At 63.7% G+C, this 14,686-nt stretch carries 15 protein-coding genes; 2 read left to right on the plus strand and 13 right to left on the minus strand.

What is annotated here, in order from left to right:
* Nucleotides 1-127: 127 nt before the first annotated feature.
* The 10 genes from AT302_RS02015 to AT302_RS02060 all read right to left on the minus strand — a co-directional run bounded on the left by AT302_RS02015 (nucleotide 128) and on the right by AT302_RS02060 (nucleotide 9,200).
* Nucleotides 128-1,753 carry a hypothetical protein gene (locus AT302_RS02015; RefSeq protein ID WP_157125657.1) on the minus strand — a complete coding sequence of 542 codons (1,626 nt, stop codon included), beginning with the start codon at nucleotides 1,751-1,753 and terminating at the stop codon, nucleotides 128-130.
* Nucleotides 1,754-2,341: 588 nt separating this feature from the next.
* On the minus strand, nucleotides 2,342-3,289 hold the full coding sequence (locus AT302_RS02020; protein WP_058376983.1) for an NAD(P)H-dependent flavin oxidoreductase: 948 nt from the start codon (nucleotides 3,287-3,289) through the stop codon (nucleotides 2,342-2,344).
* 416 nt (nucleotides 3,290-3,705) lie between these two features.
* The gene (locus AT302_RS02025) at nucleotides 3,706-4,656 is read right to left on the minus strand and encodes an MBL fold metallo-hydrolase (protein ID WP_058376984.1); all 951 of its coding nucleotides are present in this window, start codon (nucleotides 4,654-4,656) and stop codon (nucleotides 3,706-3,708) included.
* Complete coding sequence (locus AT302_RS02030; protein WP_058376985.1) at nucleotides 4,653-5,093, minus strand: MaoC family dehydratase; 441 nt, start codon at nucleotides 5,091-5,093, stop codon at nucleotides 4,653-4,655. The genes AT302_RS02025 and AT302_RS02030 overlap by 4 nt, the downstream gene beginning before the upstream one ends.
* Before the next feature lie 47 nt (nucleotides 5,094-5,140).
* Nucleotides 5,141-5,446, minus strand: coding sequence for a DUF1289 domain-containing protein (locus tag AT302_RS28405; RefSeq protein WP_064675019.1), 306 nt, complete (start codon nucleotides 5,444-5,446; stop codon nucleotides 5,141-5,143).
* An 8-nt stretch (nucleotides 5,447-5,454) separates the two neighbouring features.
* The gene (locus AT302_RS02040; protein ID WP_058376986.1) at nucleotides 5,455-5,892 is read right to left on the minus strand and encodes a thioesterase family protein; all 438 of its coding nucleotides are present in this window, start codon (nucleotides 5,890-5,892) and stop codon (nucleotides 5,455-5,457) included.
* 98 nt (nucleotides 5,893-5,990) lie between these two features.
* On the minus strand, nucleotides 5,991-6,521 hold the full coding sequence (locus tag AT302_RS02045; protein ID WP_058376987.1) for a YbaK/EbsC family protein: 531 nt from the start codon (nucleotides 6,519-6,521) through the stop codon (nucleotides 5,991-5,993).
* Between the two features lie 38 nt (nucleotides 6,522-6,559).
* Nucleotides 6,560-7,504, minus strand: coding sequence for a hydroxymethylglutaryl-CoA lyase (locus tag AT302_RS02050; protein ID WP_058376988.1), 945 nt, complete (start codon nucleotides 7,502-7,504; stop codon nucleotides 6,560-6,562).
* 58 nt (nucleotides 7,505-7,562) lie between these two features.
* On the minus strand, nucleotides 7,563-8,507 hold the full coding sequence (locus AT302_RS02055; protein ID WP_058376989.1) for a 2-hydroxyacid dehydrogenase: 945 nt from the start codon (nucleotides 8,505-8,507) through the stop codon (nucleotides 7,563-7,565).
* 141 nt (nucleotides 8,508-8,648) lie between these two features.
* On the minus strand, nucleotides 8,649-9,200 hold the full coding sequence (locus AT302_RS02060) for a YaeQ family protein (RefSeq protein WP_058376990.1): 552 nt from the start codon (nucleotides 9,198-9,200) through the stop codon (nucleotides 8,649-8,651).
* 113 nt (nucleotides 9,201-9,313) lie between these two features.
* Here AT302_RS02060 and AT302_RS02065 point away from each other — a divergent pair, with 113 nt between their 5' ends.
* Nucleotides 9,314-10,150, plus strand: coding sequence for an alpha/beta fold hydrolase (locus AT302_RS02065; protein ID WP_058376991.1), 837 nt, complete (start codon nucleotides 9,314-9,316; stop codon nucleotides 10,148-10,150).
* A gap of 49 nt (nucleotides 10,151-10,199) precedes the next feature.
* Here AT302_RS02065 and AT302_RS02070 read toward each other — a convergent pair whose 3' ends face one another.
* The 3 genes from AT302_RS02070 to AT302_RS02080 form a co-directional block, all read right to left on the minus strand.
* On the minus strand, nucleotides 10,200-10,577 hold the full coding sequence (locus tag AT302_RS02070) for a helix-turn-helix domain-containing protein (RefSeq protein ID WP_084655979.1): 378 nt from the start codon (nucleotides 10,575-10,577) through the stop codon (nucleotides 10,200-10,202).
* A 615-nt stretch (nucleotides 10,578-11,192) separates the two neighbouring features.
* Nucleotides 11,193-11,975 (minus strand): helix-turn-helix domain-containing protein, encoded by a 783-nt coding sequence (locus AT302_RS28020; RefSeq protein WP_084655980.1) that lies wholly within the window; start codon nucleotides 11,973-11,975, stop codon nucleotides 11,193-11,195.
* Between the two features lie 150 nt (nucleotides 11,976-12,125).
* The gene (locus AT302_RS02080; RefSeq protein ID WP_058376992.1) at nucleotides 12,126-13,028 is read right to left on the minus strand and encodes a DMT family transporter; all 903 of its coding nucleotides are present in this window, start codon (nucleotides 13,026-13,028) and stop codon (nucleotides 12,126-12,128) included.
* Between the two features lie 457 nt (nucleotides 13,029-13,485).
* Here AT302_RS02080 and AT302_RS02085 point away from each other — a divergent pair, with 457 nt between their 5' ends.
* Nucleotides 13,486-14,676, plus strand: coding sequence for a diguanylate cyclase (locus AT302_RS02085; protein ID WP_084656508.1), 1,191 nt, complete (start codon nucleotides 13,486-13,488; stop codon nucleotides 14,674-14,676).
* Nucleotides 14,677-14,686 lie beyond the last annotated feature (10 nt).

Here is a 14,686-nt window from a genome sequence, read left to right on the forward strand (position 1 = left end):
CGTTGACCGCGTCGAGTCATGGCAGACGGACATTTCGCCAATGTCTGCCACGACGTTTGTCGAGTCGTTCCCATCGGGGGGCCGTAGTGAAGCGCAGCAGGATCCGGGGCGCGGTGCGTGCGTTTCATCATGTCGGGTCCTTCGGCGCTTTGAGGACTCGCTCGCCGTGCAATGACGATCCTGACGACGACAGGCTGGACGCGCTGGAACGGGGTGTGCCCAGCGGGCGGGTGATCGACACGAAGAACGGCTCGCCGTTACGCGCGCCCGTATCTTCCAGCATCCGACGCAAAATGTTGAGCACCTCGTGCTCGCAATGCGCGCGCTCGAACGACTGCATCTTGATGCGGCCCCATGGGTCGAGCAGTCGCGTGCTGGCACGCGTGGCGTGGATTTCCTGCGCGAACGTCATTTCGGTGATCCCGTCTATGCGCGTGTCCACCGCAGGCTGAGGCGTCGCCCAATGAAGCATCTGAATGACGTTCGTCGATTCCGTGTACAGCACCATGACGTGCGGCGGCCGATTGCGAGGGCGGAGTGTGATCATGCGGATTCGACTTGAGGGCACCCCGTTGGCGAGCATGAAGTGGAAGAGCACTTCGGCGTTTTCCTGACAGAACGCCTCGGAATCAGGGTGCTCGAGATAGTAGAGCGCCGTGCATTTTGCCGCCTCCCGCTGCTGTTCAAGCAGCGGGGCCTGACGGTCGATACGACGCATACCGTTCGACAGACTCTCCCGGATCTCGACGATCGAGTTATCGCGTAGCGGCCGCAGATCGTCGCGATTCGTGCGCAGCAGATTCAGTTCGCTCAGGTCGTCGTAGGACTCCTGAATCGCGCGGCGCACCTCGGGTTCACGAATGCTCGCGAGGTCGAAGACCATACCGAGCATGCTGTCGCTGGTGCTGCCCGCGTGCGAGACCTTGCTGGACCCACATCCACCCCCACAAAGACGCAGGGGCGCATAAGCTCGCCATTTTCCCGTCGCCGCTTCGTAGACCACCGGGACTTGCGGCTTGCCGGCTTCATGTGCGTCGATGAGCCATTGGCCATCGGTTTTCTGGCGCTGCAAGCGGTAATAGCCCCCCGTGCCGCGTATGAAGTGATTGCCGTTCGCCACGAAGATGCCTCGCAATGGGTCCAGATCCCCCGGGCCAGGCGGCTCGGGACGATGAAGCACGTCGGCGGGAAGTGGTTGCGCGTAGCCTGCGAGGTGCTCGCGTTCGCCCGTCACGATCTCCGGCAAATCGAACGCCGAGGTGTCCAGGGGTTTGCGCAATGACTCGGGGGCGGTGCCGGAGCGGTGAGTAGCAAGGGGGTGGGCGTTGTTCGCGGGGGGATGTCGTGCCGTGGACTTGTGCGAAGACGACCCCATGCCGCGCAGGTTCGTGTTCAGTAAAACGGCGATGAGACGACTGCTGTCGACCGGCTTCCCTGCACGCTGATCTGCAACGATGTGTACGACTTCGGCACCGAGACGCGCGAGTGCCGCCTTGGGCAGCATGCCCGTGAGGAGATCTGCCGTGACCGTGCCTTTTCGAAATCTCTCCCGGTCGTCGGTGCTGACTTCGTTCCCGGTGAGTGCCGTGTAGGCGTCGGCAATCGATTCGCCAAGATTGCGGAATGGTGCACCGCCTGAGGCAATGGCACTCAAGATATCGTCGACGCTGTACTCGGTTTTTATTGACTCGGGTGCCAGTGGCCTGACGACGACGTCGGGCCATGCCGTCGTACCCGTTTCAGCAACCGGCAATGGGGTTGCCGCTGCTGTCGCCGAGTCCGCGGATGCCTCGCGCCATGTCAGCGACCGTCCAGTATCCGGACCGATGTCAGCCTTGATCGATGGCGGATCTTCGGGTGCAGGCCGTGGGACTGCTGCATGCGCGGGGAGTACAAGGGTCGCGGCGTTGGCGACAAGTAGCAGCGTCCACGCGATCTGCCATCGCGTGTCGGACAAGGACCGGGGCGCCGAGGGTGCCGCCGCGTGAGTATCGGGTTGACTGGATACATGAGGCAACGTGACGGCGTTCGCGCGTGTGTTGGCGTGGACGGCGCGGCGTGGCGTGGGAGGGTGTCTGGTGTGCGCTGGCGGATGGCGTTGCGCGTTGGCAGGCAAACCGTAGTGCGGTGCTACGGCGGTGGCACGTCGGTGCGGGACATGCGTCATGGTGGACTCTCCAAAAGAAGAGCCGCACATGCACGGTGCTCGCCGGTGTGTTGCGTTGGCGACGGCACTCGCGCAATGCGCGGCCCGGTTCGGAGAGACTCAACCCGATGTGACGATCAGGCTTGTGTGCCCGAGGGGCGCACTGTGGCTTTCGTTCGGTTCGTGTGTGATCGGTCAGCGCGCGAGACGTTGGCGAGTCTCGTCGTATTCCTGTTTGAGACGGGCCACGATCTCGGCGGCCGGACGCACATCGTCCATCAGACCCACGCCTTGGCCCGCACCCCAGATATCTTTCCACGCCTTCGCCTTGGCGAAGTTCATCGCGGTCTTGTCGGCGGTGGGCAGGTCATCGGGATCGAGCCCGGCATTCACGATGCTCTGGCGAATGTAGTTGCCGGATACCCCGGTGAAGAGGTTCGTGTAGACGATGTCGTTGGCGCTGGCATCGACGATGGCCTGCTTGTAGCTGTCGCTCGCATTGGCTTCGCTCGACGCGATGAAGCGTGTGCCGATATACGCGAGGTCGGCGCCCATCGCCTGCGCCGCGAGAATCGAACCGCCGTTGGCAATCGAGCCGGAGAGCACGAGCGGACCATCGAAAATCTTGCGCACTTCACCCACGAGCGCGAACGGGGAGAGCGTGCCCGCGTGGCCACCCGCACCGGCCGCGACGAGAATCAGCCCGTCCACGCCCGCTTCGAGGGCTTTGTTCGCATGGCGCAGGTTGATGACGTCGTGCAGCACGATGCCGCCGTAGCTGTGCACCGCGTCGAGCACTTCTTTGGGCGGCGCACGCAGGCTCGTGATGAAGATCGGCACGCGATGCTCGACACACACGCGCACATCGTGTTCCAGCCGCTGGTTCGACTGATGCACGATCTGGTTGACGGCGAGCGGGCCGACGACGGCATCGGGGTTTGCCGCCTTGAACGACGCGAGTTCTTCGGTAATGCGGGCGAGCCAGTCTTCGAGGATCTGCGGCTCGCGCGCGTTGAGCGCGGGGAACGAACCGACGATGCCGGCCTTGCACTGCGCGAGCACCAGTTCCGGATAGCTCACGATGAACATTGGCGAGGCCACGACGGGCAGTGCCAGGTTTTGCAGAATCTTGGGAAGCGCCATGAAGTCTCCTTGTGCGGGACGCTCCTGTGCAGGAGCGGAGTGGCACATTGGCTGGGAATGCCGGTGGCTATGTGTGTTCGCTACGTGCGTTCGCCACTTTCGCGAACGATCGTTCGATTATAGGGGGATTCGTTTGTCACCCGGGGTGCGCAGACTCGAAGAAAGCTTCGGATTGGTGACGTGCCGACGGTCGTTGGGACCGGCATCAGGGAAAGTCCTCTTGGAGCGGCTTCACGACCCGGCTAGTATGAATTCGCGTGCCACGCGGTGCCGGTAACACGGCGCCGCAGGACGGGCGCCGCGTTAGCGACCGCGGCATTCGGTCGGCACGTCACGTCCTCAAACGCCGTTTGCCTTCACCGGCACTCGGCGTTGTTTTTTTCGAGTGACGCGTTCTGACATACCCCCACACCCCATCACACCGAATACAACTTGCCCAGCGCCGCGTCGTGGCGCAGGGCACCGGCCTTGGCCAGTTCAGCGATGAGCGTGTCGAGCAATTCCGGCCATGCGGACGGCGGCGCCAGCATCGCGGCGGCACCTCGCCACGCGCGCGCCGTATCGAGCGTTGTCTTCAGCGCGGCGCATGTCATCTCTGTCTCGGCCATCAGCCGGAACACGATCAGCACCTTGAGCGCGTTGCGGGCGTTGCGCGCCGGGTCGCTGCGCAAGTAGTCGAGCCGGCTGCGCGCGGCGTCGAGCGCACCGTTGATATCGTCGAACGGCTTGCCGTGTCCGGGAATGACCAGCGAGACGTCGAGCTGCTCGATGAGATCGAGTACCGCCGCTTGTTCTGCGAATCCCGACTCGCCGTCGAGTTCGGGGAAGATCACGCCGAAGCCGCGTTCCCATAGGGCGTCGGCCGAGATCAGGATGCCGTCGGCGGCGCTGTACAGCATGAGCGCATGCGGATCATGTCCGGGGGCGCCGAGGACGAGCCATTCGCGCTCGCCGAGTGTCACGGCGTCGCCCGGCGAGAGCGTGTCGTCGAACGTGAAGCGGGTGCACTGCTGACCCGTGGCGCGGTAGGACAGACGCTCTTCATCCCAATGCCGGACCGGATCGGCCTCGGCGGCGGGTACCCAGGTGCGGCAACCATACTGCGCCTGCAAAGCGGCATTGCCACCGCAATGGTCCGAGTGCAAATGCGTGTTGATCAGGCGCGCGAGCGGCTGACCGGCAGGCAGCGCGTGCTCGACGAGCGCAATGGTCTGGGCGGCATGCGAGACGTAGCCGCTGTCGACCAACGCAGGCTCGTCGCCGAGAAACAGAATGTTGTTCGAGGAGAGCCAGCCGCGCTCGAAGACACGCATCTCATTGGGCAAGCCGGGAAGGCCGGACAGCGCGGTTGGAACAAGCGAAGTCATGAACGTATCTCTGGTTTTGCGCACACGAGAATCTTCGCCGTGGCGGCAATCACGGTCTCACCGCGTTGATTCACTGCCTCGCCGTCGAGCGAGACGATGTCGCCTGCGAGCTTCTCTTTCCATTGGCTGTCGGTGACCGTCCAGCGCACGGTGATGTCGTCACCTGCGCGCACAGCGCGGCGCAACTTCATGTCGAACTCCAGCCCGAGCGGCTGCGCGGTCTTCGAGTAATGCGTGGCGAGCAGCGCCGCGAGATACGACATTTGCTGCGTACCCGACGAGATCAGGCCGCCAAAGCGCGGATCGGCCGCGGCGTATTCGGCATCGTGATGCAGCGGGTTCAGATCGTGAGCGAGCGTCGAGAACTCGCGGATCGATGACGGCGTGAACGCGTGCGTCGCGCTGAACGATTCGCCGACAGTAACGATTTTTCCCATGAGCGGTGATGAAGAGGGGCAGGCGTAGTGAATAGGGGGCGCGCGTGCTAACGGGGATCGGTGTTGCCGCCGTGGTTGTCGACGACTTCAGCACGGGCCGTATCGACTTCATCAACCTCGTTGGCCCGAACACGGCGATGCACGACAGGTGGCTCGGTGTGCTCGGCGCGCCGCACCGGCAGCAGCGACCACACATGACGCTTGTCGTCGGCGGCCATGCTCGACCAGGCGGCAATTTCTGCGAGCGTGCGCCAGCAGCCCGAGCACCAGCCGGTCGCAGGGTTCATGCGGCAGATGTTGGTGCACGGGGACGGCACGTCATCCGACGCGGTAATCGCGCGCGGGAGTGTCATTGGCATTCCTATAGCGGTAAGCCGAGCTTGTCGGCTTTTGCGCGCAGCTTGGTTTGAAATCTTTCCTGATCGACGATCACGCGCTCGTGGATGCCTGCGCTCACCTTGTCGAGGCCGTCCCACGCGGCGACTTCGAAGCGCAGCGTACGGCCGGTGACGTCGACCAGCTTGCCGTGAATGCGCAACGTGTCGCCCGCCGGGGTGGCCGCGAGATGCGAGAACGACACGAGTGTGCCGAGGGACTGCTCGCGTGGCCAATCAAGATACGGACGAATCGCCTGAAGACACGCGCATTCGAGAATGCCGGCGAGATAGCCGGTGGCGAGCACGGCGGGCATGTCGCGACACAGTTCCACGTCGTCGTAGAGTTCGGGCACCACCGCCTTCTTGGGTACCCGGTAGGTCCACTCGAATGTCAGACCAGGGACAAGTTCCGGACTCGGCATGGCAGGTCTCCGTTTCTTATGATGTTGTGTCGCGAGGCATGCTCAGGTAGCGCTCATGCCGCGCTCGTGCAACTTGTATTCAGCGCTTGTGCCAGTGTTCAGTCCCGCAGCGCGACGTCCACGACCGGTGCGCCCGTCATGGCGACGAGTTGCTTCGGTGTCAGGTTGAACACGGCGTGCGGGTGGCCGGCAGCCGCCCAGAGGCTGGCAAGTTTGAGCAGGTCTTCGTCGATCAGCGTGACCGGCGAGACCACATGGCCGATAGGGCTCACGCCGCCAATCGAGTAACCCGTCTTTTCCTTGACGAATTTGGCGTCGGCGCGGGCGAGCGCACCGACTTGTGCGGCGACCTTCTTCTCGTCCACGCGATTGACGCCGCTGGCAATGACCAGCACGGGCGTGTCGTCGGCGGCACGGCGGAAGATGATCGACTTGGCGATCTGCGCAACTTCGCAGCCCAACCCCGCAGCGGCTTCGGCAGACGTCTTGCCGGTGGCCGGCAGCAGCACGATCGATTGATCGTGCCCCATGCCGGCGAGCAGGCGTGCGACGTGGCGTGCGCCGTCGGGGAGATCCTGCTCATCGGCAGGGGCAGCGATTTGAGGCGTCTGGTGCGGTGTCTGGCTCATGATCGGCGTGGGGGGGCGTGCGCGTGAGCGCGTGAGGGTCAGGCCGCAGCCGTCGCGGCGTCTTGCATCTTGGCGAGCATCGCCCGGCCGACGCGCGAGGCGTTGGTGCGGCCGATGGACTTCGAAATGAAGTCGCCCGTGCGTACGACGGCGTCGAGGTCGATCCCTGTCTCGATCCCCAGGCCGTGCAGCAGATACAGCACGTCTTCGGTGGCGACGTTACCCGTCGCGCCCTTGGCATACGGGCAGCCGCCGAGGCCGGCCACGGACGAGTGGAAAATCGAGATGCCCGAGAGCAACGCAGCGTAGATGTTGGCCGTGGCTTGTCCGTACGTGTCGTGGAAGTGACCGGACAGGCGTTCGATGGCGAACGCACGCGCACAGGCTTCCATGACTTCACGGGTGCGCGTCGGCGTGCCCACGCCGATGGTGTCGGCGATGTCGATCTCGTCGCAGCCGAGCGCGGCCATGCGCTTTACCACGTCGACCACGCTCGCGATCGGCACTTCGCCCTGATACGGGCAACCGAGTGCGCATGAGATGCTGCCGCGCAGGCGCAGGCCCGCGTCTTTTGCGGCGCGTGCGACCGGCGCGAAGCGCTCAATACTTTCTTCGATCGAACAATTGATGTTGCGTTGCGAGAAGGCTTCGCTGGCGGCGCCGAAAATCACCACTTCGTCGGCCTTGGCGGCAACAGCACCTTCAAAGCCGCGCATGTTCGGCGTCAGCACCGAATAGATCGTGCCGGGGTGGCGTTGAATGCCCTCCATCACCTCGGCGCCGTCGGCCATCTGCGGCACCCACTTCGGCGAGACGAACGAGGTCGTCTCCACGTTCGCAAAACCGGCGGCCGAGAGTTGATCGACCAGCGCAATCTTCACGTCGGCGGGGACGAGTTGCTTCTCGTTCTGAAGACCGTCACGCGGGCCGACTTCGACCACTTTCACGCGTCGCGGCAATTGAGGCAGTTGAGGCTGGGTCATGGGGGTGTCTCCTCGGTGTTGTCCTGGCAAAGGCTGGGCGTGAGCGGCGTGCGGTGCGTCAGTACCCGCGCGTCAGGTCGACGATGCCTGTGATGGTTTCACCACGCTCGAGCGCGGCGATCTTGCCGGCGATCTGTGCCACCGTTTCGTCGCGCAGCGTGAGGGCGGAAATATGGGGCGTGACCGTCACGCGCGGCGCACGCCAGAACGGATGCTCGGCCGGCAGCGGCTCGGTGCGGAACACATCGAGCGTGGCGCCGGCAATCTGCCCGCTGTCGAGTGCGGCGAGCAGGTCGTCGTCCACCAGATGCGCACCGCGCGCCACGTTGATCAGGAACGCGCCCGTGGCCAGTTTGGCGAACAGGCTGGCGTTAAGGACGTCGACGGTTTGCGGGGTGAGCGGCAGCAGATTGACGAGGATGCGGGCCCCCGAGACGCAGGCATCGAAGCCCGCGTCGCCATGATGCAGGGTGATGCCGCCGTCGTCGTCACGCTGGCTGCGGCTCCATGCGCGCACCGGGAAGCCGAAGCTCGCGAGGGCCTTCGCCACGTGCGCACCGAGCGTGCCGTAGCCGAGAACGGCGACGGGAAAATCGGCGAGGCGGTTCGGTTTGAGAAACTTCCACTGACCTTGCGCCTGAAACGCGTCGAATTCGTCGAGACGGCGGAAGTAGCGCAGCGCGGCGGCGCTGACGTATTGCGCCATCTGATCGGCCATGCCGGCGTCTTCGAGGCGCACGAGCGGCACACCGGCGGGCAGGCGGTCTGCGCCTTCGCCGCGCGTACCGAGTACGCCGTCGACACCGGCGCCCATATTGAAGATGGCTTTCAGGTTGGCGCGGGGTTGCAACACCTCGGCGTTCGGCTTCCAGAGCACCAGATAGTCGGCCGGGGCGCTGTCGCCCGGTTGCCAGCTACGGATGTTGGCGTGCGGCAGGTGTTCGGCGATGCCCGCTTCATACGGGGCAGTCTTGCCGTCGGGCGAAAAGATCAGGATATCCATGAGCAGCGGCTAGCGGGGCAAGCGCGAGGCAGCGTGGTAGCCACGCCGCCGCGTGCGGTCGGGTTCACTCGATTTACGTTAACGTCAAGTGTAACGCAGCTTGTGGTACCCCGCGTAGTCGGGAGAGCCCCCGGTCCGCGCTCAGTCTCGCTTGGCTTCGCGCAGCGTGGTGAGGTTCACGGCGAAGTTGTGGCTGTCGTCCGCGATCCAGACTTCCCCGTCCTGAAGCGTGCATTGCAGACGCATGCTGCGTGCGGCAAGCGCGGTCAGGGCTTCGGCCGAGGCTTCGTCGAGCATGCGCACGGTCAGATTCGAGAGGCGAGTGATCTGGGTTTCGGTCGCTTGCCACCAGATGGCAGCCGGCTTGCCGCCGTAGGCGATGACGTCGACGTGTTCCGCCCGGCCGGCGGCCTTGATGAGGCGTCGCGCGTCGGGTTGGCCGACGTCGATCCAGCGCACGATATCGTCGCCGTAATCGAGTTCCCACAGATCGGGTTCGTCCGCCGTCGAAATACCCTTGCCGAACGACAGACGCTCCGCTGCATAGAGCATGAAGGCGAGCAGGCGCACCATCATCCGCTCGTCGGTCTCCGACGGGTGGCGGGCCAGGGTCAGGTTGTGGGTGGCGTAGTAGTGACGATCGAGGTCGGTGATTTGCACCTCGGCCTTATAAATGGTGGCTTTGAGTGCCATGACGTCGTGCCGCAGGGAAGAGGAGAGCCGCAAGGATACACTAGCGCCCCGCCGGCAAGGCCCCGGCAAGCTCGGTATACTGGCTGCCCTGTCTCACCAGAAGTGTTGCCCCCATGCCGGCCCCTATCCCGCAAACGATCGACGTCAACGGCTACCCGATGGCGTATGTCGAAACGCCAGCCCCCGACGATGCCGTCGGCGCACCCCTCGTGCTGGTTCATGGCTCGCTTTGCGATCTGCGCTATTTCAAGCCGAACATGGCACCGCTGGGGCAACGCCGGCGCGTCATCTCGGTGAGCCTGCGCCACTACTGGCCTGAAGCATGGGATGGTCACGAAGGCACGTTCTCCGGCGAGCAACATGCGGAAGATCTCGCAGCGTTCATCACGGCGCTCGATGTCGGTCCGGTGCATGTGCTGGGCCACTCGCGCGGCGGCTATGTTGCCCTGCGCACGGCGCTACTGGCGCCCGATACGGTTCGTTCGTTGATTCTGGCCGACCCGGGGGTGGAAATCAGTGGTGGCCCCGTTCAGGTGCCGCTCGACAGCGAGCGCGGCAACTTCCGCGAACAGGCGCTGGCCGCCATTGAAGCCGGCGATATCGACGGCGGACTCGCCATCTTCATCGACACGGTCAGTGGTCCGGACACATGGCGCCGCATGGTGCCGTGGTTCAAACAGATGGTGAGGGACAACGCCCGGACGTTGATCGGGCAGGTGGCCGAGCCGCGCACGCCGCTGCCCATCGATGCGCTGGGCGCGTTGCACGCCCCGGTGTTGCTTATGGGGGGGGCGGAGAGCCCGGCACCCTATCCCGATGTGCTCAATGCACTGGCCTATGCCATGCCTGACGCGCGCCGCATGTTGATTCAGGATGCCTCGCACGGCATGAATCTGGCCAATCCGATCGCTTTTCATCTTGCCGTGGAGGCGTTCCTCGGGAACGACTAAAGCCACCGGATCGGCCCACGCGCCCACGCGCTGCTTTCATCGCTGACACTCACTCTTCGCGCAACAGGCCATGCCCCAGACGCAGGCTGAGCGTGCGCACAAGATCGGCCATCCACGCCTGATCGCGATCCGATAATTTCTGCATGGCCCGGTTGAGCGACGGATACGGGTCGCAGGGGATCGACATCGTGCCGTCGGCGGCCGTTGCGTGCGCGCCATCGAACGCGAGCAATTCGTGCGGCGGCAACCCGAGCGTGTCCGCCAGAATGCAGATATTGCGTAACGAGATGTTGCGCTTGCCGCGTTCCACGCCACTGAGATATGAACGGGCGAGCCCGCTTTCCAGTGCGAGCTTGTCCTGCGCCCAGTTATATTTCTTGCGTAAGCCGGCAAGATGTCTGCCGAATCTGAATAAATTGGAGTCCATACTAAAAATTTCCTTGTTGGGGACAGGAAGATTGAAGCAAAAAGCCGGCATCGGGGACGGCCTCTTGGGTATACCCGTTCGCGAGGCACGAACTGCATAGTGTGCAACGTCGCCTCTGAACTGACTTTCGGAGAAGGCACAAGCAGTGCGGGGTTCCGAAGGCTTGGGTCACGCTACGCTGCGTAGTGCCGCAGTGGTCGCAGTGGTCACGCGGGTGCAGTGACGTACGTAGTCGCGCTTCCGGTCAATGAGAAACGCGAAGTGTGACATTGCGAGACGCGCGTGACGCAGGGAGATGACTCTCTTTATTTTCTTTCGGGATGTCACTCAGTGTCGGTGCGCCGCGTGTGATGTCGCGCAATGAGAATGGGTTTTGATACGACGTGATTGTCGGCAAGAACCTCACGGATGTCTCGCGAGATCCACGGGATTTTCGACCGGCGACGTAGCGAGACAACGTTGGCGTTGCGCGTGATCGGCGTGACGTGCCGTTGCGGATGAGAGACGATTTTCATCGTCGTGACGACACGCCAATGAGACGAACCATCACGCAAAGCCGTCGCAACACGATCGGACTTTGCGCGATGTCCTACACCGCGCCTGCAGCGCGCTCGTTCATTCCTCGTCGACTGCGGGGGAGCGTTGTGCGTCGTCGTGATCGGTGTCACGTGAGACGTCGTGCACTATCGGGCGATTGCCTTCGGGCTCTCGAACGGGCGGCGCATGGTCACCAGACGCGCGAAATCCGTGCTCTGTCGCAGTGGCCTGATGCGGTGTCGGGTGACGATGGTCGAAGCGCGGTTCGATGACCGGGGTACGAAGGGTATCGACCGTGTCGTCGTCGATGTCGCTACGCTCACCATCACGGTCACTCCCTCGGGTCCGCTCGACCTGACCCTCGCCCGCTTCGTCGTCTTCATCGAGATAGGCGGCATCGTTGTCGGCGGCGATGGATGTTGGGCGGTGTCCGTCGAGGTTTCCGTCGAAATCCGGGTCGACGCCGTGATCGATGCTCGACGCGGCGTCCGGCACGTTGGCGTGGCTCAACCGTGAACTCAGACTGCGAATGATTTCCGCGAGCCAGACCTGATCGCGGTTTTCGAGCCGCCCGAGCGAGCGGCTGATTTGCGGCAGTGGCGTGCGTCCGGCGTTGATGGCAGCAGTGTCGGTACCGGCGATCGCTTGCGAGAACCGCAGCATCTCGGACGTGGGCACACCGAGCGTGTCGGCAAGCACGCAGATATTCACGAGCGCGACATTGCGCCGGCCACGCTCGATGCCGCTGACGTACGAGCGGGCCAGACCGCTCTCGAGGGCAAGCTTTTCCTGCGACCAGCCACGTGCTTTACGCAAGTGCGCCAGATGGTCTCCAAACAGCGCGAGTGGATTCGTTTGCATGGCGGAACTCCGTTGACGAGTCACACAGCCTAATCAATCCCCCCGCGTCTTGCGACGTTATATCGCATTCCTCCCCATGCGTGACAGGCGGCCCTCTATAAAGAGTGGGCCACTTTATGCGCACAAAATTTATCGGACGCTTCCCAAGTCTTATTGCAATTTCGGCGCCAGTTCTCGGGATTTCCGGATCGGCAGGTGCCAGAACTCGCCCAAGGCGACACCGGCCAGAATGAGGGCACCGCCTGCGAGGTGATAGATCGCGAGCTGTTCGCCGAGGCCGAATGCTGCAATCAGCGCCGTGAAAATCGGCACCAGATTGATGACGACGGTCGCGCGTCGCGGTCCGATACGGGCGACACCGATCATCCAGATGAAGGGTGCGGCAATGGAAACGGGAATGGTGGCGAAAGCCAGTTCCGGCAGATTGTCCATCGAGATGCCGGCCTTCTGCGACGCGAGGTAGAAGGGCAGCAGCGCAACGACGGCAAAGACGATCTGTGCGTACAACGACGGCAGCGGCGCGAGCGGCAGGTGCCATTTGCGGAGCAGCACGCAGTAGATCGCATAAGCGAGCATGGCGAAGAACATCATCGCGTCGCCGACGCCGATGCCCTGATCGGCCAGATGGGTGATCGAGCCGTGACCCACGACGAACAGCACGCCGAAGATCGACAGCAGACCGCCGGCGACGGCGCCGGCAGTGAGTACGTCGCCCAACACCACCACAGCCAGCGTGAGCGTGGTGAGCGGCAGCAGCGACAGAATGATCCCCATGTTGGTGGCGCTGGTGTAGTGCGCCGCCGAGTAGGCGAGACCTTGATAGATCGCCATGCCGAGCACCCCAAGCGTGGCGTATTGCGCGATATGGGGCAGAAACTGCTGGCGGCGACGCCAGAGTATCGGCAACGCGAACGGCGTGAGGATCAATGCGGCGGCAAACCAGCGCAGGAACGCGATTTCGGCGGGAAAGATATGCCCGACGGCGAGTTTGTTGACGATCACGTTGGCCGACCAGATGAGGACGGCAATCAACGGCAGGATGAAATTGGACATGAGTCGATGGCGGGTTGCCGGTTGCCTGGCCGACCGGAAGCTCAGGTGGCGCGGGGCGTTGAACGAAGTCTTGCGATGCCGTGTGCGGTGTCATGACGATTTGCCGGGGCGTCGCCGGATTCACGAACCCGCGCGGCCCGGCGTTGGCGCGACACCGTCACGCGGCAAGGTACGGGACGAATTGTCCGCCCGATGCGTCGCTTCGGCATAGTGAATTTAAGACAAACGATGCGGTGTTTCGGACGCGTCGTCGACGCCTTCGTTTTTCTTCACCACGTGTGCGCTACCCCAAACTGGGTCACTTTGCTATTGCCGGAAGACCATCGGCCGCGGGTAGAATGGCGCGAGGCGGGGATTGGCGTGCCGTCGCCGGGCAGTAGCGGCGCAATGGATGGCCATCGGCAGCCCCACGGTGCACTCGCATCGTGCGCGTTTCGTGACAGGTGATCGGAGCAGCATGGTGTCAGCAAGTCCACAAGGTCGTCCGGTACAAGCCGACGGCTCGCCACAGCGTCGTAATGCGGCGTCTTCTTTCGGGGTTGATTCTGCCGTCGCGGGCAAGGGCAAGCGCTTCGTGCGCCGCATCTACCGTCTGCGCACCATCGGCCTCGCGATCGGCTTCTTCTGCGTCGCCGGTGTCTTCTACCGTCACGACCCGCCCATCGCGTCCTGGCTTTGGGCGCTGCTCATCTTCAATGGCTTTGTGTGGCCCCATGTGGCCTGCGCGCTGGCGCTCTCGCGTCCGGTGCCCTATCGCGCCGAGCGCTGGAATCTGCTGATCGATTCGGCATTCGGCGGCTTCTGGGTCGCCGCGATGCATTTCAACTTGCTGCCCAGTGTGGTCGTGCTGGCGATGATGTCGATGGACAACATCAGTGCCGGCGGGGTGCGGTTGTTCTTGCAGGGGGTGCTCGCCAACGTGGCGGGCGTGCTGGTCGGCATTGCGCTGCTGGGCTTTGCGTGGGCGCCGGCGTCGGACACGTTCAATGTGATCACGTGCCTGCCGATGATCATCCTCTATCCGATCGCGCTCGGTAAGGTCACCTACGATCTCGCGCAGAAACTCGCCAATCGGTCGCGCGAGATGGAATATCTGTCACAGCACGACGGCCTCACGGGCTTGCTCAATCGCCGTGCGTGGGAGCAGCGGCTCGCAGACATTCACACACATTGCGCGGCGACGGGGCAACCGGCCTGTCTGGTGCTGATGGATCTCGACCATTTCAAGCGCATCAACGACACGCTGGGTCATGCGGCGGGCGACACGGCGTTGCGGCGCTTTTCAGGCTTGCTGCGGCAACGGCTGCGCGACATCGATGCCGTGGGCCGATATGGCGGGGAAGAGTTCGGTGCGGTGCTGGTGAACACTGGTGGCGTCGCCGGGCAGGACCTGATGCACCACCTGCTGGCGGACCTGCGCGCGCGGGTGGCACAGGCCGAAGCGCAACTACAGATGCAAATGCCGGACACGGACGGACAGTCGCTATCGCTGGCCGAGTGCACCGTCAGCATCGGCCTGGTGCCGTTCTCGATGAGCTTCGATAGCCCGCAGGCGTGGCTGCAACAGGCCGATCGCGCGCTCTATCGCGCCAAACGTGACGGGCGCGACGGCATGGTGGTGTTCGAGGCGAGTTCGCCGGACCGTTGACGGCGCGATG

It is taken from the genome of Pandoraea norimbergensis (assembly GCF_001465545.3).
GTDB lineage: Bacteria > Pseudomonadota > Gammaproteobacteria > Burkholderiales > Burkholderiaceae > Pandoraea > Pandoraea norimbergensis.